Annotated in this window: 21 protein-coding genes and 1 riboswitch; of the genes, 14 read left to right on the top strand and 7 right to left on the bottom strand. The window is 45.4% G+C overall.

Annotation, left to right across the window (positions count from 1 at the left end; translation table 11 throughout):
• Positions 1–8 precede the first annotated feature (8 nt).
• Positions 9–1868, top strand: coding sequence for a HAMP domain-containing sensor histidine kinase (locus EXM22_RS09645; protein ID WP_149486318.1), 1860 nt, complete (start codon positions 9–11; stop codon positions 1866–1868).
• 16 nt (positions 1869–1884) lie between these two features.
• Here the strand turns inward: EXM22_RS09645 and EXM22_RS09640 are convergent, their stop codons facing one another.
• The 4 genes from EXM22_RS09640 to EXM22_RS09625 all read right to left on the bottom strand — a co-directional run bounded on the left by EXM22_RS09640 (position 1885) and on the right by EXM22_RS09625 (position 7303).
• On the bottom strand, positions 1885–2931 hold the full coding sequence (locus tag EXM22_RS09640) for an aldose epimerase family protein (RefSeq protein WP_149486317.1): 1047 nt from the start codon (positions 2929–2931) through the stop codon (positions 1885–1887).
• A 144-nt stretch (positions 2932–3075) separates the two neighbouring features.
• Complete coding sequence (locus EXM22_RS09635) at positions 3076–3711, bottom strand: corrinoid protein (RefSeq protein ID WP_149486316.1); 636 nt, start codon at positions 3709–3711, stop codon at positions 3076–3078.
• 135 nt (positions 3712–3846) lie between these two features.
• Positions 3847–3974: riboswitch (cobalamin riboswitch) on the bottom strand.
• A 167-nt stretch (positions 3975–4141) separates the two neighbouring features.
• Positions 4142–5452 (bottom strand): helix-turn-helix domain-containing protein, encoded by a 1311-nt coding sequence (locus EXM22_RS09630; protein WP_149486315.1) that lies wholly within the window; start codon positions 5450–5452, stop codon positions 4142–4144.
• An 18-nt stretch (positions 5453–5470) separates the two neighbouring features.
• A complete protein-coding gene (locus tag EXM22_RS09625; RefSeq protein WP_149486314.1) occupies positions 5471–7303 on the bottom strand; it encodes an ASKHA domain-containing protein in 1833 nt (610 codons plus the stop codon).
• A 104-nt stretch (positions 7304–7407) separates the two neighbouring features.
• Here EXM22_RS09625 and EXM22_RS09620 point away from each other — a divergent pair, with 104 nt between their 5' ends.
• The 9 genes from EXM22_RS09620 to EXM22_RS09580 all read left to right on the top strand — a co-directional run bounded on the left by EXM22_RS09620 (position 7408) and on the right by EXM22_RS09580 (position 18796).
• On the top strand, positions 7408–8598 hold the full coding sequence (locus tag EXM22_RS09620; protein WP_149486313.1) for an ankyrin repeat domain-containing protein: 1191 nt from the start codon (positions 7408–7410) through the stop codon (positions 8596–8598).
• A gap of 40 nt (positions 8599–8638) precedes the next feature.
• Positions 8639–9106, top strand: coding sequence for a hypothetical protein (locus tag EXM22_RS09615; protein ID WP_149486312.1), 468 nt, complete (start codon positions 8639–8641; stop codon positions 9104–9106).
• 21 nt (positions 9107–9127) lie between these two features.
• Entirely contained in the window at positions 9128–9469 is a 342-nt protein-coding gene (locus EXM22_RS09610) for a hypothetical protein (protein ID WP_149486311.1), read from the top strand.
• A 135-nt stretch (positions 9470–9604) separates the two neighbouring features.
• Entirely contained in the window at positions 9605–11626 is a 2022-nt protein-coding gene (locus tag EXM22_RS09605; protein WP_149486310.1) for a methyl-accepting chemotaxis protein, read from the top strand.
• Positions 11627–11699: 73 nt separating this feature from the next.
• Complete coding sequence (locus tag EXM22_RS09600; protein WP_149486309.1) at positions 11700–14480, top strand: hybrid sensor histidine kinase/response regulator; 2781 nt, start codon at positions 11700–11702, stop codon at positions 14478–14480.
• Positions 14481–14572: 92 nt separating this feature from the next.
• Positions 14573–15952, top strand: a complete 1380-nt coding sequence (dbpA, locus tag EXM22_RS09595; protein ID WP_149486308.1) for an ATP-dependent RNA helicase DbpA — start codon at positions 14573–14575, stop codon at positions 15950–15952.
• Between the two features lie 83 nt (positions 15953–16035).
• On the top strand, positions 16036–17532 hold the full coding sequence (locus EXM22_RS09590) for an acyl-CoA dehydrogenase family protein (protein WP_149486307.1): 1497 nt from the start codon (positions 16036–16038) through the stop codon (positions 17530–17532).
• Between the two features lie 63 nt (positions 17533–17595).
• Positions 17596–18375 carry an HAD-IIA family hydrolase gene (locus tag EXM22_RS09585; RefSeq protein WP_149486306.1) on the top strand — a complete coding sequence of 260 codons (780 nt, stop codon included), beginning with the start codon at positions 17596–17598 and terminating at the stop codon, positions 18373–18375.
• A 16-nt stretch (positions 18376–18391) separates the two neighbouring features.
• On the top strand, positions 18392–18796 hold the full coding sequence (locus tag EXM22_RS09580; RefSeq protein WP_149486305.1) for a cytochrome b family protein: 405 nt from the start codon (positions 18392–18394) through the stop codon (positions 18794–18796).
• Positions 18797–18803: 7 nt separating this feature from the next.
• Here EXM22_RS09580 and EXM22_RS09575 read toward each other — a convergent pair whose 3' ends face one another.
• Both EXM22_RS09575 and EXM22_RS09570 read right to left on the bottom strand, forming a co-directional pair.
• Positions 18804–19457, bottom strand: a complete 654-nt coding sequence (locus tag EXM22_RS09575) for a class I SAM-dependent methyltransferase (RefSeq protein ID WP_149486304.1) — start codon at positions 19455–19457, stop codon at positions 18804–18806.
• Positions 19385–20533: an aldo/keto reductase gene (locus EXM22_RS09570; protein WP_149486303.1), complete on the bottom strand. Its 1149-nt coding sequence runs from the start codon at positions 20531–20533 to the stop codon at positions 19385–19387. The genes EXM22_RS09575 and EXM22_RS09570 overlap by 73 nt, the downstream gene beginning before the upstream one ends.
• A 134-nt stretch (positions 20534–20667) precedes the next feature.
• Between EXM22_RS09570 and EXM22_RS09565 the strand changes: the two genes are divergently transcribed.
• Positions 20668–21558 carry an alpha/beta fold hydrolase gene (locus EXM22_RS09565; protein WP_149486302.1) on the top strand — a complete coding sequence of 297 codons (891 nt, stop codon included), beginning with the start codon at positions 20668–20670 and terminating at the stop codon, positions 21556–21558.
• A gap of 15 nt (positions 21559–21573) precedes the next feature.
• Here EXM22_RS09565 and EXM22_RS09560 read toward each other — a convergent pair whose 3' ends face one another.
• Positions 21574–22704, bottom strand: a complete 1131-nt coding sequence (locus EXM22_RS09560; protein WP_149486301.1) for an ROK family protein — start codon at positions 22702–22704, stop codon at positions 21574–21576.
• Positions 22705–23087: 383 nt separating this feature from the next.
• Here EXM22_RS09560 and EXM22_RS09555 point away from each other — a divergent pair, with 383 nt between their 5' ends.
• Genes EXM22_RS09555 through EXM22_RS09545 form a run of 3 tightly spaced genes read left to right on the top strand, consistent with a single transcriptional unit; the run spans position 23088 to position 25890 of the window.
• Positions 23088–24110 carry a TRAP transporter substrate-binding protein gene (locus tag EXM22_RS09555; RefSeq protein WP_149486300.1) on the top strand — a complete coding sequence of 341 codons (1023 nt, stop codon included), beginning with the start codon at positions 23088–23090 and terminating at the stop codon, positions 24108–24110.
• A gap of 2 nt (positions 24111–24112) precedes the next feature.
• Positions 24113–24595, top strand: a complete 483-nt coding sequence (locus tag EXM22_RS09550) for a TRAP transporter small permease (RefSeq protein WP_149486299.1) — start codon at positions 24113–24115, stop codon at positions 24593–24595.
• Positions 24592–25890: a TRAP transporter large permease gene (locus tag EXM22_RS09545; protein WP_149486298.1), complete on the top strand. Its 1299-nt coding sequence runs from the start codon at positions 24592–24594 to the stop codon at positions 25888–25890. Before EXM22_RS09550 ends, EXM22_RS09545 begins: the two co-directional genes overlap by 4 nt.
• Positions 25891–25894 lie beyond the last annotated feature (4 nt).

Below are 25894 nucleotides of genomic sequence, written 5' to 3'. Positions count from 1 at the left end.
ATTAAAGTTTGTCTTCATTGACTGACCGGGAGAGGGCTACTATCCTGTTCCAGAAGGAACCCGAAGAGTATCCACTCATCGAAGGGAGCATTGTGTACAGAAAATCATTTTTTCAACAGCTATTTTATACCATCTTCATTTTACTCCTCATAACCGTCGTCCTGTATTTTGCCGTAACGATCGGAGTCGTTAAAAAAGGTATGAACAGGGAAACCCTGCAACATCAAATGGCCATGAACCGTATGGCCGTGAATCTGATTCCCCCATCAGGCTTTCTTACAGAACAGGCAGCTCAAAAGTACAGTGAAACTCTTATTGATGGAACGGATGCCCGGATGACCATCATCAATAGAGAGGGATCTGTTCTCTCAGATACATCAGAAGACAAGGACAGCATGGATAACCATTTTTTCAGACCGGAAATCCAAATGGCCTTCAGAGATGGCTGGGGAAGTTCTACACGCTACAGCAGTACTGTCTCCATGATGATGCTGTATACCGCTGTCTATGACGATAGAAATGACATTGTGATCAGGCTTTCCCAGTCTATAGATCATATTCAGGATGACCTGGACAGGATATATGAGCAGATCCTTTTTATTTTTATAGTTGTCCTCATTCTAGGTGGAATTTTGACTGTCCTCATTGCCCGGCGCCTTAGTGCTACCATGAGCTCTGTAAAGGATGTAGCAGGAGAGTTCGCCCAGGGAAATTTTGGTGTGGAGCTGGATGTGTCTGGCTCCCGTGAAGCCATATCACTCACCAGGTCTATCAATGCCATGGGGCGTCAGCTTCAGGATAAAATCAATACAATCACTTATCAGAAAAATGAATTGTTGGGGATGCTCAACAGCATGAGGGAGCCGGTTGTGTTGCTGAATCACAGGCTGGAGGTCAAGGAGATGAACCCTGCTGCCTTGGCTATGTTAGAACCGGGAGATGGTTTGTCCTACTTGGGGAAAGGTATCCTTCAGGTCATGAAATCTGTTGAAACCTGTGAATTAGCCGAAAAGACACTGAAAACAGGAGAGCCTCAGGAGGCCATCATTCATTATCAGGACAAAGATGTGTACCTGCAGATCAATGCCGATGCTCTTTTCAGGGATGAGGATACTCCCCCTACTGTACTGCTTGTGATGAATGATATTACAAATATCAAGAAACTGGAGATCATGCGCAAAGATTTTGTAGCCAATGTCTCTCATGAGCTAAAAACCCCGGTAACGTCCATCATGGGCTATGCCGAGACCCTGCGTTCGGGAGCTTTGGAGTACCCTGAAAAGGCTAAGGAGTTTGTCGAAATCATGTTTCGTCAGACCCGTAATCTGAGTGCCCTCATCGATGACCTTTTGACCCTCTCTAGGATCGAGGATGGTCGCCGCCGTTTCCATAAAGAGTCCTTCTCCCTGGGTGACCTTCTTTCCAGTGCTGTTTCTCTTTGTCAGCAAAAAGCAGGTGATAAGAATACTGTCATTGAAGTGGAGTGTGCCCCCGGCTGTCAGCTGTCTGCTCATCCTGTTTTATTGGAACAGGCTGTGACAAATCTCATTGAAAATGCCGTGAAATACAGTCTTCCCGATAAGACAGTCAGAGTCAGGGGCTATTATAAAGAGTCACATATCTGTATAGAAGTCAAAGATCAGGGATTTGGTATTCCAGAAAAAGACCTTGAACGGATATTCGAGAGGTTTTACAGAGTCGATAAGGCTAGGAGTCGTGAAATGGGCGGAACAGGACTAGGATTATCCATTGTGAAGCATATCTCCCAGATTCATGGAGGCCGGGTGACGGTTCAAAGCCGAGAAGGGGAGGGATGCATCTTTACCATCATGCTTCCAGGAGACGAACCGGCTGAACTCGAAGAATAGCCGGACTCATTATAGGTCACACTTTTTTCACTGAAAATTGATAGGCGCTGGTATGAGAGTACACTTCTCCTGGCCTTAAGATACAGTCGGGGAAATGGGTCTGATTCACGCAGTCTGGAAACATTTGTGTTTCCAGGCAGAACCCTCCATTCTTTTTATAAACCTGAGATCCCCGTCCTTTCACATTATCAAGAGAATTTCCCGTATAGAGTTGAACTCCCGGCTGATCTGTAAACACATTCATGATTCTGCCTGAGTGCGGGTCATAGACTGTTCCATACTTCCTCACTTCACGGCCGGAAGGCAGGACATAGCAGTGGTCGTAGCCGCCGCCAGCCACCTGATCAATGCGGGTCCCAATGGCCTCTTCTGTTGTAAAATCCATTTCTGTATTCTTAACAGATAGAATCTCACCGGTGGGGATCAGATTCTCATCCACTGGTAGATAAAAAGGGCAATCCAACTGCAGTCTATGGTCCAGAATTGTACCTGTTGCTATCCCGGATAGGTTGAAGTAGGTATGATTTGTCAGGTTAACCGGGGTCGCCTTGTCTGTCACAGCCTTGTAGTCCAGTATCAGCTCCCCTTTATAGGTCAGTGTGTAGGTCATGGTGGTACTCAAGTTTCCCGGAAACCCTTCCTCTCCGTCCGGGCTGAATGAATTGAGAATGACACCAACGGAGTCTTTGTTCTCAAAGGGAGTCGTGAGCCAGTTTTTTCTGTCAAAGGCATGATCTAACCCTCCATGGAGACAGTTTGTTCCATTATTTTGAGGCAATGTGTACTCTCTTCCTTCCAGGGTAAAACGTCCATTGGCAATACGGTTGCCAAAACGTCCAATGGAAGCACCAAAATAATAACGGGTTTTGGTGTATTCTTCCAAGGTATCAAAACCGAGGGTCAGCTCTTCAACTTTGCCTTTTCTATTCGGATATTGAATGGAGGTGATGATGCCGCCGAAGCTTGTAAACTGTACAACAAATCCGTTATTTCCTTCCAGTGTATAGAGATCAGCCTTACTTCCATCGGGAAGAGTTCCAAAGATTTTTTTGCTTATTTTCATATTCATCTCCTTAACCAGTTCAATTCCGGATTTTAGTTTCTTTCAAAGACTCCCCCAGGATCTCTCGGGTATAAAAAAACTCCGGTAGTACCGGAGTTTTATTGTAATTCAATAGTTGTTTAAAGCCAACTGAAGAGTTAGATCTTATTTTAAGCAAACTTCCATAGCTTTATCAGCTGCAGTGGATGCATCGGGAGTATAGATGTCGGCTCCGATGGAATCACAGAAGGACTGGGTTACGGGAGCTCCTCCGATCATGATGGTGATCTTATCCCTGATTCCGGCATCTTCAGCCGCTTTCACAACGTTTTCCATCTGGGTCATTGTTGTTGTCAGTAGGGCAGATACGGCAATGATATTGGCATTGTTAGTCTTGGCTGCTTCTACGTATTGTTCGGGTGATACGTCAGTGCCCAGGTCAATGACCTCCAGTCCCTTCCCTTCCAACATGATTTTAACAAGGTTTTTGCCGATGTCATGAAGGTCTCCTTTTACTGTACCCAGGACAACTTTCCCTTTTACTTCAGACTCGCCGGCTTCGAGTTCTGATTTCAGTATTTCCAGTCCAGCATTCATAGCACGGGCGGCAATGAGAACTTCGGGAACGAATACCTGATTGTTTTTGAATTTTATTCCGACGATATTCATGGCAGCCAGCAGAGCGTCATCCAGAATCGTTTGAGCCGAAATGCCTGCATCCAAGGCTTCCTGACATAATTCTTTTACCTCTTTAGCTTTACCTTTCTGCATCATTTCGGAAATCTGTTCGAGATCAGCCATCTTGTTTCTCCTTTGTGGAACCGGATGACCCGGTTCAGTATTAAGTTAAAGTGTTTAATACATTCGACTTAATCCACGAAGTGCGAAATGCGGCATACGGCGAGGCTGTTAAAGCCCCGGAAACCGGTTCATAAGAAGTATCCTGACTTGCAGTTCATTCTCCCCTGAGCCTTCCCGGTCAGCTTCTTGCTTCCAGTGGCATGATTCAGGTTTGTCCCTGCTCACAGTGACGGGATCGTGGAGGTTTTTCACCTCGCTTCCTTCATTCTGAACGATTAAAGTATGCTATGCCCAAATGAGGACGTATTGGAAAATTTTAGTAATTTTTGGTAAAAAAGAAGAATAAAGATAAAAAATAATCTATATAAAAATAGTAGTCATTGTCTCCATATCTTGAATCCTGTTTCTTTCTTTGGTAAGAGTCAACGAATCAATGGATTTCCTGATTTGACGTATCAATCTTACCGCGTTTTTCCCTGTATTTTCCCGGAGAGAGGTCTGTCATCTTCTTGAAGACCTTCGTAAAGTAGCTCTGGTCTTCATATCCGACCATACCGGCTATCTCTACAAGGGAGAATTTGCTGTTTATCAGGAGATTTTTACTCTTATTGATCCTCACCTGATTCAGGTAAGCATTGAAGTTGCACTTCATTTCTTCCTTGAATATTTTGCTGAAGTAAGCCGGGCTGAGGTATACAGAGGAAGCCACCTCATCCAGTGTCACTTTCTCGGCATAGTTCTTATTGATATACTGAATTGTCTGGTAGATGGCATCGGCATGTTTGACATCCCGGAGGTCAAAAACAAGGTCGGAAAAACGGACAATGACCCGTGCAAGCCAACCGGCCAGTCCCTCTACTGAGTTGTAGTTGTTAATCTCTTTTAGATAGTTGTAATTCATTCCAAAAATTTGTTCGGCATCGGCTCCGCCTTCCACGGCAGCCCGGGACAACAGCACAAGCAGTTCCAGTACTCTGGCTTTGACTACATCATATTTTCCGCCGGAAGAGAAGAATACCGCTCCCAGAATCTCATTAAGAACACGACGGGCTTCCTTGGAGTCCCCGGTTTGAATGAGGTGCAGGAGTTCCCTCTCTTTTTCGATGGGGTATTGAGATATCTCAGTATCTTTGTTCTCCATCTGTTTGATGTACTGTATGTATTCTGAAATTTGGGATTGCTGGTCCATCGAGTCTTTCTTGGATGCCAGCTGTGAGTGATCTCCTTCAATCAGATGAGAGGCTGTGATGAGAAGAATTTCTGAAAGAGCCTTTGCCTTTTCTGTTGTCACCAGGGGAATGTTTTTTAGTTTTTTCTTCAGCTGAGCCTGATCAACGGGTTCCTTTCCGAATTTCGAGTTCAGTTCTTCCAGAAGTTCATCCTGTTCAATGATCAGGGCGGGCCCGGCAATCAGAGCTCCCGTCATCAGTCCCTCTTCCATAAGAGGAGATGCCCAGTGGAGCATATTGATGGGGCAAAAATAGATGTAGCTGCCTCCAAATCTTTCTGCCTGATATCCGCCATATAAATGGGTCTGACGGCAGTCGTTACTATTGCCGCATAGGTCGTTTAGATCCTTACAGAAGGGGCAGGCTCCTCCCTGAGCTCCAGTTTTGTCTAACCTGAATCCCTTGTTGTTGATGACAAAACAATCCACTCCGGTGGCTTTCTTGTAAGTTTCTGCAGCGACAATTGCTTTTTCATAGAAGGGGGAAATATAGTTTCTGGCTTTTCCATTCATGCTTTGTATTGTAGTCTCTTAATCATATTCAGGGAAATACATGTTCAGCATATATTCTTCCTGGAAGCCTTTATTTGACGATAATTCGATGTATTTTGTTTTATTTAGGATCATTTTCGTCTTTTCCATTTCATCCCGGTTCAGGGCACAACGGATGACACCTGCACCGCAGGAGTTGCCGACGCAGTGAATCCTCCCTTGGAGTTCCTGTGGTAATAATCCTATGGCAAGAGCACTCTGGTGATCAATATATGAACCGAATCCTCCTGCAAGGTATACCTTTTTGATGTCATCCAAAGAGTGACCTGACTCTTTGACCAGTGTAGCAATCCCTGCCCCTATAGACCCTTTGGCGAGCTGAACTTCTCTTAAATCCTTCTGTGTGAAATACAATGAATCTTCTTTGTTCTCCCAGACAAAACGGATCTCACCATCCTTATTTATTAAGGAGTCTTTGGAAGCCGGAGGATTGTTTCTCCAATCGGATTCATCCTGAAATCGGCCTGTAAAATCCACCAATCCGGCTTTTAGAAGATAGGCTGTCAGGTCAATGATACCGGAACCGCAAATTCCGCTGACTGGCTTATCATCAATGGTCTCAAAGCTAAAGGAGTTTCCATCTGACCTGAAGCTGCTGATGGCCCCGGGGATTCCTCCCACGCCACATTGTATATTGGCTCCCTCGAAGGCAGGCCCCGCTGCGGTGGAACAGCTTGTCAGAGAATCCTTGTTCCCCATTGCAATTTCCCCATTGGTACCAATATCTACCAAAAGGCATAGATCTTCACTTTCGGCGATTTCTGTGGACAGTATTCCCGCTACGATGTCGGCTCCGATGTACCCCGACAGGGAAGGGAGAAGTACAAAGCGGACATGATCGGGCAATTGGGAGGCAATTTCTGAGGGTTTAAGGATCATCGCTTCTGTAGACACGGGTATAAAGGGAGCTCTGGCTATTGTTTGGGGAGACAATCCTTGCAGGATGTGCATCATCGTCGTATTTCCAGCGGCAAAGACAGCCATCAGATCCTCTTCGTTCAGTCCGGCGGCTTTCAGTGTTTTAGATGCCAGTTCTTCAATCTGAGAGCAGATTCTCTGCTGCAGCTGGCTTAGTTTTTCTTTATCATCACCGATATAATCTATCCTGGAAATCACATCGGCACCGAAACTCTTTTGGGTATTCAGTCCGGAGGCAGTTCCCATCATCTGGCCGGTGGATAGATTTACAAGATAGGCCACCACTGTTGTGGTTCCAATATCCACAGCCAGGGCATAGGAAGGAGTCATATCAGATCCAGGGGTCAGGTTGGTGATGGTTGTATCACAAAAGCTGAGGGTCATTTCATACTGTTCTTTCTGTTGTAATTCTGCCAGTTTAAGGCGAATTCTGTGATCCAGAACTGATCCCTCAGGGAGGGCCTGAAGCAGCCTTGTCTCCAGAGATCTCTGGTCTTCCAAGCTGGCCGGAGGTAGATTCATCACTTTCTTTTTCAAGAGAGGATTCAGGCGGCCCGTGTAGGGAAGACCTCCGGACTCCATAATCTTTGCATTGTGCATACTGTCTTCAAGGACCACCGTTACCGAGCCTTCCGGCAGAGTCTTACAGGCCAGGCGTATACCCTTCTTTATATCTGCGGCGCTGAGAAACTTTTTTTCGGCATCGCTCACAGGGGAGGCTTCACCTTCTATAATTCGAACTCTGCATTTACCGCAAGTTCCTTTTCCGCCACAGGGCGCATCTATGTTTACAGACGGGAGACTATGAATCAGTTCCAGTAAATTCTTCCCGGGAGAAATAGATTCATTGATAATCATTGATCCATAATGTAAAGTAAAAGTTGTTGAAGCCATTTTCCACTCCCGGTAATCGTTATAATAGGAGTTAAACAGCTGCGTATGGGGAAATCTTGTAAAAACCCTCTAATTTTTTGTAATAATCAACATCAGGAACAGAAATGAGATATTTCATGATTTTAATCCTCCTGTGGGTTGCTATCCATCCAATGGTAGCTACTCCCGAAGAGGACTTTCTTACGGATTTAAGAGACTCCCGTCTACAGGATGCACGTTTTTTTCTGGAGGATAATCACTCCGTGAATTTGAGCTTGGTTGATGGTCATACTCCGCTTATATTGATGTGTATTGAACAACGCAGTCATGAAGTCCGCTGGCTCTTAGAGCAGGGGGCAGATCCAAATCTTATCGATTCAGAAGGTTACACTCCCCTGATGCATGCGGCTATGAAGGGAGATAGAAATCTGGCCCAGATTTTACTCCAGGCAGGGGCCCTGGTAAACTTACAGTCTCCTCTTGGTTCTACGGCATTGCAACTGGCTGTAAACGGCATTCATACAGAGCTGGCCGATTATCTTGAAAAGAGAGGCGGCCTCATCATGGATGGGTATTATGCACATCCTTTCTTGAGTGAGCTCTGGACCCGGAGACAGCATTATGCACGGGCGTTGAGCCTCATCGAGACTCGGTGGATGCATCATGAATTCCTGAAAACCCTGATTCAGGGTGATTATGAGGGGCTTAAGCTTCTGCTTGACTCGGATAGTGATCCCAATGCTGTGGATACAGAAGGTGTGAGTGCCCTGATGATGGCTGCTTCCCAGAACGACACATATATGGCGGAACTCCTGCTGTCTAGGGGGGCCGATCCGGCTTTGAAAGACAATATGGGGCTAAATGCTCTTTGGTATGCCGCCTTTAAAAATAATCTTGACCTTATCGAGCTGCTGTTGGATTCAGGCATCAAAGATGATGCGGAGTTTCTGGAGAATTCTTCTCTTTTCGGGGCTTTTTCATCTGGGGCTTATACCGCCTTATCCCTGTTGATTGAAGCGGGATGGGATACTCAAAAAACAGGCCGCCTGGGAACATCCCTTCAGCATTATGCTGCATTTTATGGAGATCTGAGAACTCTTGTTATTCTGAAGGAAGCAGGAGTCGACCTTAGTCTTGAAGACGGAAACGGCCAGACCGCCATGGATTCTCTCATACAGGGGTATACGCTCAATGAAGGGGAAACTCTTTACACCCCCGTTGCAATCTTTCTGAAAGATGAAGGAGTCGAGGCAACACTCAAGGCGGCAGACTTGGATAATATAAAGCTCTCCCGTATAATCTATTCAAAATGGTAATTCTGAAATCAGGGTGTTTAAAACCTTCTGGAGTTAAAAAATGATTGATTTTATAGCCGATAATTTTTATTACGTTTTCCTAGGCTGGCTGGTTCTAAATCTGGTCCAAAGGCGTTACAGGGAAAGGGGCAGCAAGAAAAGAACCGCCACTCTCTTTCAGGCAATCCTTATTTTCATTCTGTACATAGGTGCGACTGTCATTAGGGAAGAAGGATTTGAACCGAAATGGATCATGGTTCCTCTGGGGATTATTGCCGCAATGATTTATATTTTCAGATCAAAGATTTTCCCTTATCGCAGAGATTGTGCTCATTGCGGGGCTAAACTGAATCTGAATCAAATTTTTCTTTATGATGCCAACCTCTGCAGCAACTGTGATCCTCTTGAACAGCCCTCAGAAGAGGAGTCTTCTGTGGCGGATGAGCCAGAGGATGGCGAACAGAAATCAATAGACTCGGAGATAACAGCCGAAGACGAGGCAGATTCAACTCCGAAGGATATTTCCTAATTTATAGAACGGGGAGGACACATGGACCTTGATAAATTGTTAAAGGATCTGGTTATCAGCGATGACCCTGAGAAAATTAAGAATACTGCCAATGCGCTAAAAGAAATGAGGTATTCCCCTATTTTACTCTCAGATTTTGAAGATTTTCTGACCGTTGATTCCTCCCGTTTTTTTCCAGAAGTGGAGTCTCTTTTAAACTCCCCGGACCTTCCAGGAGAATTCCTTCCTCCTGGCGAAACACAAGAGAGCTTCCGGGAGAAAAAAGTGAGCATCCTCATTTATCATTACAAACTTTTGAACAGATTGCGTAGGGGAGAACCCGAGGCTTGGGATGAAGTTTATGAACTCATGGAAGATGATTGATCTCTCCCCGGTTCTATGATGAGTAAAAGGTGTTACCGTAACATATTTTAAAAAGATGTTAAATTTCCCATTCCTCCGTTAAACTCATATTAGTAAACTCCTGTATCGATGTAGGGGTGAGGTGGGTTAACGGAAATGATTCGATGGAAAGATGTTAGTATCAATGGAAAGATGATTATCGGCTTTGGCCTTCTGATTCTTTTGACACTGTTTGTAGCCATTTGGTCTATTTTTGGTATTTCTGAAATTGTAGCGAATGCAGAAGAAGTGATTGAAGGGAATAAACTGGATTCTCTTCTGGCAGAGAAAGAGGTTGATCATCTTAACTGGGCCAACGAGGTTAACGCTCTTATCACCGATGACCAGATAAACCAGCTGAATGTTCAGCTGGATGACCACCAATGCGCCTTTGGGCAGTGGCTTTACGGACCCGGGCGGGAGGAAGCCGAGGCCTTGATTCCGTCTCTTGGCCCCATTTTGAAGCAAATAGAAGAACCCCATCGTCAACTTCATGAATCTGCCAGGAATATCAATGAGACATTTGTGCAGGCTAATCGCGATCTACCAGCTCTTTTGGCCGAAAGGCAGGTTGATCATCTACAATGGGCTGGAGAAATTCGAGACACATTCATCCGGGGAGATAAGACACTGCAGGTCGAAACCGATCATAATCTTTGCGGACTGGGGCTTTGGCTAAACAGCGAGGAAGCCCGTAGCATCTATGATAATGGTAGTTCCGAGTTCAAGTCGCATTGGGATACAATGGTGATCCATCATGAACAACTGCATGGGTCTGTCCTAGTGATCAACTCTGCTCTGTCTTCCAATTCTGCAAGGGCCATTAATTATTTTACATCAGAGACACTACCGCTACTGGATTCCACCCTGGCGGATTTAAGTGCATTGAAAAATATTGCCGAGAAGGATTTGACCGCCATGGCTCAATCCTCAATGATTTATGCCAGTGAAACAAAGCCGGCTCTCAGAACTGTTCAGGCTTTGTTGAGTGAGCTCCGGGGAGATGCAAGACTGCATCTTATGACAGATGAGGTCATGATGAAGGCGGCCCTATCCACCAGAGCCGTTGTTCTATTGATCACCATTTTTGCTTTTCTTTTCAGTCTTTTCATGGCTTTTTTCATAGCAAAAGGCATTACAGGGCCCATGGTAAAGGGAATTGCCTTTGCCGAACAGCTCTCCCGGGGGGATTTGACGGCAGTCATAGACATCGACCAGAAAGATGAAGTCGGTCAATTGGCAGTGGCTCTTTCTGAAATGCGGAACAGTCTGCGCAATATTTTCTTTCAGGTTCAACAGGGGGCGGACAATGTATTGACCGGAAGCATGCAGCTGAGTTCCACCTCGCAGCAGCTCTCTCAGGGGGCGGCCGAACAGGCCTCGTCAGTTGAAGAAATCTCATCCTCTCTTGAAGAGATGGAGGCCAATATAGAACAGACTTCGGAAAATTCTATGCAGACTGAAAAGGTCTCCAATGAGGCAGCCGAAGTTGTGGCACATGGTGGTTCTGCGGTGATGATGACTGTGGAAGCCATGAAAAATATTTCGGCCAAGATCCGAGTCATCGAAGATATTGCCAGATCAACAAATATGCTGAGTCTCAATGCCGCCATCGAGGCAGCCAGAGCGGGAGAACACGGAAAAGGCTTTGCCGTAGTTGCCGCAGAGGTCGGAAAACTGGCCATCAGCAGCAAACTCGCTGCCAATGAAATTTCGGAATTGGCCAATAGCAGCGTCAAACAGGCCGTGGAGACTGGTGAGTTGATGCAGAATATAGTCCCAAAAATTAAAAATACGGCCAGTCTTATTCAGGAAATAGCCGCCTCTTCTAGAGAGCAGCGCACAGGGGCACAACAAGTTGTGGAGGCTATCAATCAGCTGGACTCTGTGATCCAGCAGAATGCCTCGGCTTCGGAGGAGTCCGCCTCCATGGCGGAGGAACTCTCAGCACAGGCTGAAACTCTGCAATCTCTTATTTCATTTTTTAAGCTGGAAGGCGATTTCGAGAAAAAAAGAAGCCAGATTTCGGAGGATAAAAAACCGTCTCATGGCCTTTCTGATAATAGAATGAATTCAATACCGAAAGCGTCCATGGCTGAGCGGTTGGAGAGTGGCCAGGAAAATTTTGAGGAATTTTAAATATGAAAATATAAAATAAGTTATTTTTCATAATCCTTATATCTGTGTTGTATAATTGGTAATTGGAGACTACATGAAAGATCAAAATCGGAAATTGAATGCCTTGATGCTTATCAATCGCCTTCTTGTAGAAGAGACAGATCCAGCAATCTTCCTTGATTCAGTGTGTCATATCCTCGTTCGTGAAAACATCTATTCTACGGTCTGGATCGTGCTCACCCAACACAACTTACCCGTAGAGCCCTATTTCCATGCAGGATTTGCCGCCGGGGGAGATTCCTCTTTTGAACCAATGAAATACACTCTCAAAATGGGAATTTTACCTTCTTGTGTACATAAATCACTGGATTCAGGAGATTCCGTTTTGATTCATGACTCCTTAGCGGAGTGTTCCCATTGTCCTCTCAATCATCATTTAGAAAATCAATCCGATATCACCCGGCCGCTGGGCTTTGGAAGCGCTTCTCTTGGATGGATGACGGCTTCTGGTGATCCCCTTGTTGTAGAAGATGATGAAGAAAAGGATTTTTTTTCCGGAATTGCCGATTTGGTCCATTACGGCCTGAAAAACATCTATGACAAATTAACACATCATGATTTGGATTCTCAATACGAGGCTTTTTTAGAGAGTTCTTCCGATATTGTTCTTGAGTTGGATCTCAAAGGCCGTCTTCTTAAGGCCAATCATAGTGCTTTTGACCTGTTCGGGCCTCTGCTTAAGGAGCGATTCGGCCGTACTCTGGAACCAATGATGAATAAAGACAATTTCAGACTGGTTGAAGAAACCCTCAATCATGTGTTGGAAAACCCCGTACCGGTGAGTACTGTCGCAGAGGGAATGGACTGGACCGGTCATTTTGTATCTGTTTCCATTAATATTTACCCCCACTTAAACACCAAAGGAGAGGTCATCGGCTTCTCTGTTTTTCTAAAGAATAATCCTGATGCGGAGGTGAAAAAAAAGGAACCCCGCGAGAACGATGAACGGGCTTACAATCTGTTTGATAATGCACCCGTTGCCTATCAATCTCTGGACGAAGAAGGTAATTTTCTAGAAGTCAATGAGAACTGGCTTCGGATTACCGGATATGAGCGGCACGAAGTCATTGGACGGTGGTTCGGTGATTTTTTGGCCCCTGGGTATAAAGAAGGCTTCCAAAAACGATTCCCCCTTTTTAAGAAAAGAGGAACCATTCACAGTGAGTTTTTTCTGGTAGGTAAAAAGGGGGAACTGCACTATATCAGTTTTGACGGCAGGATCGGCTATAACCAGGATGGTTCCTTCAGGCAGACTTACTGTGTCCTTAGAGATGAAACTGAGAAGAAGAAAATAGAAGATGCTACCAAGGAAAAAGAAATCTATTTCCGGAATATTTTTGAATATATCAATTCGGGAATCAGTATTTTTGAACCCTATCTGGATGGAGAGGATTTTATCTTCCTCGATCTTAATCCTTTCGGACAAAAAATCAGCAATGTCAAACTGGAGGATATCAAAGGAAGAAGAGTCAGTGAGGTTTTTCCGGGTGTTTCGTCCATGGGGCTCTTGAAATGTCTTCAATTGACACATAAAACCGGTGAATCCCAATTCCTGCCGGTTCGGGAATACAAGGATGACAGGCTGACTCAAATCGTTGAAAATCATATTTCAAAACTTCCCTCAGGGAATCTTCTGGTCATTTTTGATGACAAATCCAAGCAGTTCCAGATGGAGACCCGGTTGCGTCAGACTGAAAAGATGGAAGCCATCGGTCATCTGGCGGGAGGGATTGCCCATGACTTTAATAATATCCTATCGGGTATTCTCGGATATGCAGAACTTGTGAGCCTGAAAAATGCACAGGATGAAGAAATCCACTCCTATATGGACAATATTATTTCCGCCGGGGACCGTGCTAAAAAACTGGTCCACCAGATCCTCTCCTTTAGTAGGCAGAAGCCTGAAAAAAATGAAATATTTTACATAATTCCCGTCATTCAGGATGCTCTAAGGTTGCTCAGAGCCTCCATACCCAGTTCCATTCATATCAAGACGGCATTCTCAGATGAAACGAATCCAGTTTTGGGAGATTCCACCAGTATCCATGAAATTCTGATGAATCTGTGTACCAATGCCAGTTACGCCATGGATGAGAAGGGTGTACTGGAAATCTCTTTCTTTGAAGAGAATCTGGAAAAAGAATTGGATGGGATACTGGGTAAAATCACACCGGGGGAGTATTCCATCCTCTCCGTGAAGGACAATGGTTCTGGTATGGATGCAGATACTCTGAGTCATATTTTTGAACCTTTTTTCACCACAAAAAAGGTCGGTGACGGTACAGGAATGGGTTTATCCGTTGTCTTTGGGATTGTTGGGAACCATAAGGGAAATATCACCGTTCATTCAATTCCGGATGAAGGAACCGAGTTTTCTGTTTATATCCCCCAGGTCATCCGGAATCTTGACTCAGTGCCTCAGCAGGATACTCCCGTTTTTAAAGGCAGCAATGAACATGTTCTTGTCATTGATGATGAGGAATTAAACTGTGATCTTTTTAGAGATCTCTTAATCAATAAAGGGTATAAAGTCACAACCTTTTGCGAGAGTCAGGATGTTCTGGATTATTTAGAACAGAATGCTGATATTGTTGATATCATCGTTTCTGATCAGACAATGCCTCGCATGACAGGATCGGAGCTTAGTGTAATAATCAAAGATCTCTATCCTCAGATCCCGGTTATTTTGTGCTCCGGATATAGTACGGTTGTGACACCTTTTAATTACAAGGAATTCGGGGCGGCTGCCTATTTGGCCAAACCTGTGAGAATTGAAAATCTGGTCTATACAATACATCAGGTTTTAACATCCTGATGGGGATGCTGATCATTTCCTTCTGTTGTAATACTTTTTCTTAGGAATACTCATCTTGTGCCATCTGTAAAATACGTGGTACTTTGCACTCAATGAAAGCATTTACACATCTTCCTCTCTCCCGTGAATTTCAAGAGAACCTGAAGTACCTGCATTATGAAACCATGACTGATATTCAGGAAATGAGCATTCCTCCTATTCTCCAAGGGCTTGATGTCCTGGCACAAGCCAAAACAGGAAGTGGTAAGACCGCCGCATTCGGCATTGGACTGCTCCATAATATGGATACTAGAAGATACCGGGTTCAGGCAGTCGTTTTGTGCCCCACAAGAGAACTGGCAGAACAGGTCACAGCTGAGCTGCGCCGCCTGGCCCGATTCCAGCATAATATCAAGCTCTTGAAGATTACAGGTGGGTTTCCCATGCACAAACAGGAACACTCTCTTAGTCATCAGGCTCATATTATTGTGGGAACCCCCGGGCGTGTTTTAAAGCTCCTCCAAAGAGGGTCTCTTGTGATGGATGAAGTGAAAATGATTGTGCTGGATGAAGCAGACAGAATGCTGGATATGGGATTCATAGATCAGATTCAGGGAATCATGAAATTTGCCCCTGCGAAACGGCAGACCCTCTGTTTTTCCGCCACCTTTCCCGACGAGATACAAGCGCTCAGTCAGTCGGTCATGAATGAACCTGTTGAAGTCAAAGTTGAGACTCAGCATGAAGAGAGTGTCATACACCAGCGTTTTTATGAGATGGCTCCCGTGGCGAAGACCAAAGCAGTTGTTTCTATTCTGGCCCGGTTTCGCCCGGATTCCACCATTGTCTTTTGCAATACCAAGGATTCTTGCCGGCGGGTAGAAAAAGAGCTGCAGGATTCGGGTCTTCACAGCCTGGCTCTCCATGGTGATCTTGAACAAAAAGAGCGGACGGAAGTCCTGATTCGCTTTTCCAATGGAAGCTCCAGAATCCTGGTGGCTACCGACGTCGCAGCCAGGGGCCTGGACATCAAGAATCTGGGTGCTGTCATCAATTATGAACTGCCCTTCGAAACCGAGACCTATGTCCATAGGATCGGCCGGACAGGGCGAGCCGGTTCGGAAGGCCTTGCGTTTTCTTTAATGCGCGAGAAAGAGGCCTTTAGGCTCGATTCAATCAATGAGTTTTTGAACAGCCGGTACAAAGCGGAGCGTCTTGATTTTGAAGAATTAACCTCTGTCGAGGACCTCGAATCCGCCATGGTGACACTCTCTATTAATGGAGGGCGGAGGAATAAAATCAGTGCCGGAGATATCCTGGGTGCCTTGACTTCTCCAAAGGGTATTCCCGGAGATGATGTGGGCAAAATAGACCGCCTGGACTATATTACATTTGTGGCTGTGAAGCGGGAAAGCGCCGCCAAAGCTCTGAAAGTTTTGGAAGAAGATCAGATAAAGGGGCGACTATTCAAGGCAATGATCCATGATGATTAACATAAAAATCAGTTTTAGCAGTTTGAAAGCTTGCATTCTCTTATATATTAGTAGATAAGTATTATATAAGAGAGGCTTCCAATATGTCTGAATTATTTAGCGACTATCTCAAGAAATATCAAAAAGTACTTAAAAATCTTTTCTCACAACAGAATCTGCCTTCAGAAGAACTTCAAAGAGGGATTCCCGAGAAAGTCCTGGACCAGATCACGGCCCTTAATCCATCCGCGGTCTCTATTCCCCAAGCCTATGGCGGCAGGGGGAGTCATCCTGCGGAAATTTTGAGTCTTCTGGAGTCTACATCCTATGAGTCTCTACCTCTGTCACTGATACTTGGAATCAACGGAGCCCTGTTTCTGGAACCCCTTGCCAAGTATGGTGAAGAAAAACTTAAAAATGAAACATTCCCGTCTTTTCTAAACAATAGTTCCCTGGGTGGACTCATGATTACAGAACCAGGTTATGGAACGGATGCTCTTGCCATGAAAACAAGCTGGGAAAAAAGCCGCAGCGGATATACCATCGAGGGTGAAAAGCACTGGGCAGGCCTCAGCGGCCGAGCCGATTACTGGTTGATGACGGCCAGAGAAAAGAAGGGTTCCGATGAGCTTAAACGGGACATCGATTTTTTCATCTGTGATTCATCCGACCCCAGACAGTTTGTAAAGCCCGTAGAAGAGTTTTCAAACCTGGGACTCTATATGATTCCCTATGCACGCAACAGGGTGGATATCGAAGTTCCCTCACATCACAGACTGATTCCCGGAAAATCGGGTATCCGGCTGATGCAGGATCTTCTGCACAGGAGCAGAATGCGTTTTTCCGGTATGGCTACTGGGTTTATTCACCGCATGCTGGATGAGGCTGTGAGCCATACTAGGCAGAGAGTTGTCAGCGGGAAGTCTCTTTTTTCTTATGATCAGGTCCAGAAAAGGCTCTCAGAACTCCAGGCCGACTTTACCATTTCTTCTGCGTTTTGCCGCCATGCTGCGGGTATTTCCTCCATTGATCATGATCTTTCGGGTAAATCCCTGGAAGCCAATGTTCATAAGACTGTCCTGAGCGATATGATGCAAAATGCCTCCCAATCTCTTCTTCAGCTAGTGGGAGCCAAGGGATATAAACTCAGCCATATTGCCGGCCGCTCCGTTGTAGACAGCCGTCCCTTCCAGATTTTTGAAGGCTCCAATGACGTCATCTATCAACAGGTTGCCGATCAGTTTCTGAAACATATGGCCTTGATAAAGAATTTTAATCTCTCAGAAGCCCTTGCCTCCCATCCTCTTACATCCAGAATGGCGGAGCGGTTCAAAAAAATTACATCATTTTCGGTCAGTCCCGATATGGTTCAGAGGAAAAAAGTAGATTTTGGCCGCATTCTGGGAAGGATCACCGGTTTGGAATGGACTTTAGAAATGGGACAGGGGGGCTATGATCCGGCCTTGATCAATCAGGCCCTGGAATCCATGACCGAGAGGATTCAGGCCCTGTTGGGGAGTTTTCAGGGGGGAAACAAGGCTTGCTATATCCCCATCGAATCCGGAAACAACGTTTTTTGGAGAGAAACAGTACAATCCTAAGTCAAAATCCTTTATGATTATTATAAGATAAAATACTCAAACTTAAATCATAAAAGGATTTTGATGGACAATTTACAGAGTAAAAATGCATTCATCTGTGATATGGATGGAGTTATTTATCATGGGAACAAGATCTTACCGGGAGTCTTGGATTTTGTAGGCTGGATGCAGGATATGGGAAAGAAATTTCTGTTTGTTACCAATGCCAGTGAACGCTCTCCTATGGAATTGCAGCAAAAATTATCCCGCCTGGGCATTGAAGTGACCCGGGATCACTTCTATACGAGCGCTCTGGCTACGGCTGACTTTCTCAAATCTCAATGCCCCGGAGGCAGTGCCTACGTTATCGGAGAAGCAGGCCTGACCAATGCCCTGTATGATGCCGGTTTTTCAATGAACGATGTCAATCCCGATTATGTTGTTGTCGGCGATTCCCGGGGATACAATATGGAAACATTGATTCATGCGGTGAACCTTGTTCGAAAGGGAGCAAAACTCATTGGAACCAATCCTGATCTAACCGGCCCTGTTGAAAATGGAATTGTTCCTTCAACGGGGGCTTTGATCAGCCCCATCGAACTCTCAACAGGTTCCAAAGCCTACTTTGTGGGAAAGCCAAATCCTCTTATGATGCGCAGCGCCTTAAAGAAACTGGGCTGTAAGCGGGAAGAAACAGCCATTGTGGGTGACCGGATGGATACGGATATTATAGCGGGAATAGAATCGGAAATTGATACCGTTCTTGTCCTCAGCGGAGTGACGAGTCGAAGTGATATAGAGCGTTTCGCCTATAGACCTCATTATATTCTGGATGGGGTTGGGGATATCCCTATCATTCCTTAAATACAGGAGGGGCATTTTGATCTACGAAATTCTTTGGAGAATCCATGCTGTTTTGATGGCGACATCCCTTTTAAGCATGGTTGGAGCAATCCTGGTTTCTCTTTTATGGAAGAGAAAAAAATGGCGGTATAAAACACATAGGGCTTTGGGACTTTATGCCGGAGCAGCGGGAATAACGGCTCTCTTGACGGCTTTTGTCATGGTTCAGACAAGTCACGGGTACCACCTGAGTTCCCAACACGCTGTTTTTGGAGCCTTTAGCGGAGTTCTTCTCATCTGCACCCCCCTTTTAGGTCTGAATATGAATCGTTTTAGAAATAAAAAAATCGGAAGAACAATTCATAAATCCCTTGGATATCTGACAGTCACGGGAATGGGGATTTCAATTTATTACGGATTGAGTTTGATGGGGTTTGTTTGATTCCATGTTATGGACGACAAATGTACCAGCTATTGAATTTCCTGATTTTGATGACTTCCACCTTTGTAAAGACTTCTTTCATCTCCTTTAGTCCAGACTGTATAAAGTTGAAGTAGTCTCCGTCTTCCATATATTCAATAAAATTAATAAACCAGTTTCTCTTGTCACTGTAATCGTGGAAGAGTACCACGCCCCTGGTTAGGCGGGCCGCTTCTTCAAAGAGGCATTTTCGTTTTTCACGGTCCAGACCATGAGCCACAAAGGCGGATGTCACCAAATCAAAGGAATGATCTTCCATCCCCAGTCCATCAACAACATTTCCGTAACGGCAGTTATGGCCTCTTTCGACGGCATGTCCCAGCATTTTCTCGGCAAGGTCCACCCCGCTTACATCATACCCGTATTCCGAGAGGCTCTGTACAAGGGCTCCGGTTCCGCAGCCGATATCCAGAATGCGACCTTTTTCGGGGATCTTTAGTGTGTCAATATATTCTTTGAGAACCCGGGAATATCCCCGGCATTGGTAGTTGTAAAAAAGATTATACACCGAGGAAATGCTGTTGAAGATATGCTTATGTTTCTTTAGATTCAGGTTGTGACTCCTTCGTACCGGGCCGCTATCACTTTTAGATGTTTTCTGATTTCTATATTTTGAGGGCAATGTTTTTCACAGGCGCCGCAGCGATTGCAGTTGGATGGCCTTTGATGCTCCTTAAGGAAGCTAGTTGTCCATAACTTGGCTTTGTTGAAATCACCAAATAGGGCTTCGTGGTTGTAAGCCCAGAATATTTCTGGAATATACACTCCCTGAGGACAGGGCATGCAGTAGCGGCAGTTGGTGCAGTCCACTTTTATCTTGCTGTGAAAATAATTCTGTGCCCGAATGATAATTTTGTTTTCCTCTTCGCTTAAGGAAGAGGGAAGGGCCTGGGAGGCGGTCTTTAGGTTTTCTACAACTTGTTCCATTGTGGTCATGCCGCTGAGGATCACAGATACTTTCTCTCTGTTCCATACCGACCTGAGGGCCCATTCCGCAGGAGAGCGTTTTACTTCGGCAGAATCCCAGATGGCCTGGAGCTCCTCTGGAATTTCCTTTCGGGCCAGCATGCCACCTCTGAGGGGCTCCATTACAACTACGCCCATGCCTTTTGAGGAGGCGTAGTCCATACCCTCCAGTCCGGCCTGGTAGTTTTCATCCAGATAATTGAGCTGTATTTGACAGAAATCCCAGTCATTGTCATCTACAATTTCTTTGAAGAGATCAATGCTGTCGTGGTGTGAAAATCCAATATAGCGAATTTTCCCAGCTTCAACAGCTCTGGAAAGAAAAGACTTGTAGTCATGCTTCTTCATGTTATTCCAGTTTGCCGTGTTGAGGGAGTGAATCAGGTAAAAGTCTATGGTTTCCACTCCCAGACGCTTGAGCTGCTGATCCAGAATCCTGTCCATGTCTTCGTGTTTCTTGATGTCCCAGCTGGGGAGTTTTGTGGCAATATTCACTTTCTCACGATAGCCGTCTTTCATAACCTTGCCGCAGAAGGCTTCGCTGTTTCCTCCATGGTAGGGCCAGGCTGTGTCCAGATAATTGACACCCTCATCTATGGCATGTCTGATCATCTTTAGGGCTTTATCCTCATCAATCTGACTGACATCATCTCCTATAATGGGAAGCCGCATGGCTCCAAATCCAAGGATGCTGAGTTTTTCATTGGTTTTTCCAAATGGTCTATAAAGCATGATTTTCTCCATTATTAACTCTGATAATCTCTATTATGACCCGAACACGGCCTCCCGTACAGTTCTTTATGGCTGGACCCTACTGGACGAACTGAGAGAGAGTCCTTTAGACTGATTTGAGGAGTTTTAAGGATATGATGGAACCCTGGAGTGAATTAAAGCCCTATTCAAAAATGATACATCTGGAAAACAGTCAACTGGATCTGTTTTATTTTGATACATCAAGCCCTAACTTGCCTGTTTGTATTTTGATTCACGGCCTGGCGGATGAGGCTGACAGCTGGCGGCATATGGTCAAGCCTCTGTCAGAGACTCATCGCGTCATTATTCCAGACCTTCCGGGATTTGGCCGAAGCAGTAAGCCTAGAACACTCTACTCAATTCCCTGGATTACAGATGTGATCTGTGAATTCCTCGATTCTCTGACAATTCACAAGGCCCTCTTATGGGGTAGTTCCCTGGGAGGAATCCTCTCTCAGAATATATTCTTTACCAGGCCCGATCTTGTGAGCAGTTTGGTACTTGAAGATGGAGTTATTCCTCTTACAACACAAAAAACATCTCTGCCGTTCCTCCTTTTTTTAATCCCCTTTTTGGGAGAGACGCTTTACAGCAAGCTGGGAAAAAATCCTCAAAAAGCCTATGAGACTCTGATTCCCTATTATTATGATTTGAAAGGTTTGAGTGAAAAAGACAGGTCTTTTCTTTTTACAAGGGTGAATCAGCGTGTCAGAGATAAAAAGCAGAGGTATGCTTTTTTTTCGATCCTCCGCCACATGAACTCATGGCTGCAAAGTCAGAAGAAATCCCTTCCGGATCTCTTAAGAACCATGAATATTCCCACTCTTATCCTCTGGGGAGAGGATGACCGCATCATGCCCGTGGATTTGGGAAAATCTCAGCAGGAACTGCAAGAGAACATTGAATTTGAAATCATAGAGGGAGCAGGGCATCTACCTCATCAGGAAAAGCCCGAAATCGTAGCAGAGTCTTTCAGACAATTCCTTAAGAAGCAGATCCTTTAGGCCGCACAGGAAATCCTAATCCTTAATCACAAAATCAAAGGAGCTGTTCAAAATAGCCCAGCAGGCCCCGCCCAGGGCCGACCGTTCCAGAGACGGGAGGAGGAGCTGTGTCCCTCGTAAGGGGGTGGTTTCCATATAAAAAGAGGCGGCTTTTTTCAGATGTTCCAATGCCTGGCTGCTCTTGATGTAGGGGGTATTGATCATAATGGCATAGGGGTTTAGCAGAGCTGAAATCTGAGTGATGATCTGTCCGAAAATATCGGCAAGCTGAAGGCAAATCTCTCCTGACTCTTCAGAATCCGAATCGAAGGCTCTTTTCAGTTCCGGGATGGTCACTCCCCAGCGTTTTTGGATTCTGGATATGGACAGGAAGTCTTCTGTTCTATAAAAACGGTCCTTAAAGTTCACCTGCATCTTACCAATTTCCATCGCCAGAGAGTTTTCTCCAGTCAGGAGATTATGGTTTGAATCCGTAAAGGCCGCCCCAATATCATCTGGATTTTCAATATACATAAGGTTGCGGCAGTTTCCGGTGGTACCAAAGGACGATTCTGCCAGGACCAGAGCATTGGCGTCGTTTAGAATATGGAATGGAATCTCAGAATTCCTGTTGAGCATCACCCTGAAACGAAGTGGTTTTTGCCAGCCCAGAGGGTCCGAATTTAAGACCATTCCATCATCGCTGACCCATCCGGGTATCATGACTCCCACACCCAGAGGCTGGGCGTCGGGAAGAGGGCTCTCATTCAGAAGTTTCCGGGTATTTTTGTGAATCTCCATAACCGTCTCCTCGGGAGACATATTTTTGTTTTCAACTTCCTGAACAATCAGTATCTCTCCACTTAAATCCGATAAAATGAATTGGATTGAATCGGGTTTCACATCCACTCCAATAGCACAGCAGGCTCTGGGATTGAATTGATACAGACCCGAGTTGCGGCCTATCCCTCTGTTTCCAGAACCTATTTGGGTCACAAGATGAAGACTTTCCAGATAGTTCATCAGTTTAGAAGCGGTGGATCGGCTGCATCCGAGGAGCCGTGAAGCATCAGCCCGGGAGAGAGCCGATTTTCGTCTCATGATTTTCAATAATACACGGGCATTGTATTTCATCATGTCGCTGGGAGTCAGGAGTTTTATATCCATGGAAGATCCTATTTGTTCGGAGTCTGTACAAATAGGATTTTAATGAGGGGCTTATGGCTTGTCAATCTGCCCTGCAGGAGAGGATAAAGCAAGATCAGAACTCCTTCCTTCCAATATACAGTAGACCATCATGAAGGAATTTCAGATTGGAAAAATCCGAACGGCAATGGAAACAAAGACAATTTTCTGACAGAATTTAGAGTATTATTCCCAGAATAGGGAATGAATCTTCAAAAATCTAATTTATATTTTAAACTTTTTAGTGCTATAATCATCAGGAAATTATTATTCAAACACCCGCAGGTTTTTATAGAGTATTAAAAATCAAAAATTATGAGTTGATATTCATTCTCGTTTGGATTAGGTCACTTTTGGAGGAATATATGAAAAAACTAACATCTCTTCTGCTTTTAGTACTCCTGGTACTGTCCGGTTGTAGCAAAAAAGACGACTCTTCGGTCTCAAAAGCAGAAAAGAAGGAAATATACAGGCTTAATTATGCTGTCTTCTTTCCCGCATCCCATCTGCAGGCACAAACTGCCGAAGCCTGGGCTGAAGAAGTTGGTAAAAGAACGGATGGACAGGTTCAAATCACTCTTTTCCATGGTGGAACCCTCACAAAAGCTGCCCAGACATACGAAGCAGTCGTATCCGGAGTCGCTGATATCGGGATGAGTGTCTTCGCCTATACCCGGGGACGATTTCCTCTTTTGGAGGGATTGGATCTTCCCGTAGGATACCCCGATGGAGTGACAGCCACAAGAATTGCCAATGAACTTGTTCAAAAATACAAACCTGAGGAACTTTCGGATGTTCATGTTCTATACATCCATGCCCATGGGCCTGGAATCCTGGCCAGCAGGAAAGAGATTCGCTCCTTCGGGGATATTACCTCTATGAAGATCCGGGCAACCGGCCTTTCTGCCAAGATCGTTTCTGCCCTGGATGGAACACCCATCTCTATGAGCCAGGGAGACACCTACGAATCGCTCCAAAAAGGTGTGGTGGATGCGACTTTCTGTCCTGTCGAGACTCTCAAGGGTTGGAAACAGGGGGAAGTCATTGATTATGTGGTGGATTCCAAATCTATTGGGTATACCACAACCATGTTTGTTGTGATGAATAAGGCCAAATGGGAGGCCCTGCCCGAGAACCTTCAGTCCATCATGACTGATGTGAGCGAAGAGTGGATATTCAAACAGGGAGAAGCCTGGGATGAGAGCGACAGACAGGGGGAGGCCTTTGTTAAGGACCTGGGAAAAACCTTTGTTTCCCTGAATGACGATGATAATAAAGCTCTTGTTGAGGCAATGGCTCCAGTCTATGCCGAATACGAAGCGGCTACTGCCGAAAAGGGACTTCCCGGTGAAGCCTTCCTCAATGATTTACAAGACATGTTGAAATAATCATGAGGTTTTTTACTTTTATTCGCCGGCTTATCATCGTTTTTGCCTATGCAGCAGGGATTTCTATTCTACTGATGATGGGAATTACAGTTTTGGATGTCGTACTCAGACTCTTTAACATTGGCATCACCGGTGCCTATGACCTTGTCCGTGCCTTCGGGGTCGTTTCCGTAGCCTGTGCTCTCCCCTATGTCACTGCGGCAAAAGGGCATATTGCCATTGAATTCTTCTATCATAAATGCGGGAAGAGGGGACGTCTCATTCTGGATTTTATTTTTAGAATTTCTGCATTGGTCATATTCGGATCCCTCACATATTATACCTTTGGCCATGGACTCTCTTTGTACCAGAGCGGAGAAGTCTTCCCCAATCTGGGAATGCCGGTCTTTTGGATACCCTTTGTGATCAGTCTGAATTGCCTGCTCATGATGGTCGTCTTTGTCTACCATCTCATTCATCCGGGAAAGGAGTTTATTAAACCATGAGTCCTGTTCAAATCGGAGTCATCGGCAGCCTTGTGCTTTTCGGACTCCTCTTCACGAGTATGCCCGTTGCCTTTGCCATGATTGCCTCGGGGGTGCTGGGTTTTGCCCTGATTGTCACTCCTCAGGCAGCCTTCAGCATGGTCATAGCCGAACTCTATGAAACCTTCAGTGCGTATAATCTCTCTGTGATTCCCCTGTTTGTCATGATGGGCCAGGTGGCTTTTCATGCGGGGATCAGCAAGCGTCTGTTTTACACCGCCTATATCTGGATGGGTCACCTCAAGGGTGGATTGGCCATGGCCACCGTGGGAGCCTGTGCAGGTTTCGGTGCCATATGCGGTTCCGGTCCGGCAACAGCAGCAACCATGGCCTCGGTGGCTCTACCCGAAATGAAGCGTTATGGCTACGCCGACTCTCTGGCTGCGGGTACTGTGGCTGCCGGGGGTTCCTTAGGGATGCTCATTCCCCCCAGCGTTGTCTTCATCGTTTATGCCCTTATGACAGAGCAGTCCATTGGCGACCTATTTCTTGCGGGGATTGTTCCGGGTGTACTCATCGCTTCAATGTTCTGCATCAATATTTATATCCGGTGTTCCCGGGATAAATCTCTGGGTCCTGCGGGTCCCAAGCACAGCTGGAAGGAGAAGTTCATCTCCTTAAACGGTGTTATCGAGACAGTCCTTCTGTTTTTGCTTGTCATGGGCGGTATGTTTTTGGGACTCTTTACTCCCATTGAGGCTGCCGCCATCGGTACCGCCGGAAGTTTTGTCATCGCCGGAGCCCAGAAGGAACTGAACTTTGTCAAATTGAAAAAGATACTCCTTGAAACAGTGAGAACTTCGAGTATGATCTTCTTCATTGTGGCGGGAGCCACTATTTTTGGTCGCTTTCTGGCGGTCTCCCGGATTCCTTTTGTCGTTGCTCAGGCCTTTATCACCCTTCCTTTACCGGGTGAAATTACCATGTTTTTGATCATTTTCTTCTTCCTTGTAGCCGGTTGTTTTATAGATGCTCTGGCCCTGATGCTTTTGACCATCCCCATCTTCTTTCCTGTCGTGCAGGAACTGGGATTTGATCCTGTCTGGTTTGGCGTTATTGTGGTTGTTATTACCCAAATGGGAGTGATAACTCCTCCAGTGGGTGTCAATGTTTATGTTGTTAGCGGCATTGAGAGAGATATCCCTTTGCCAGTTATTTTTAGAGGAGCCATGCCTTTCCTGGGAATGTTGGTTCTGGCTGCTGTGATTCTTATTTTGATACCTCAGATCTGCCTGTTTTTACCTGGTCTATTCTAATGAG

The organism is Oceanispirochaeta crateris (assembly GCF_008329965.1).
Lineage (GTDB): Bacteria > Spirochaetota > Spirochaetia > DSM-2461 > DSM-2461 > Oceanispirochaeta > Oceanispirochaeta crateris.
This window is presented reverse-complemented; position numbering and strand designations above follow the sequence as displayed.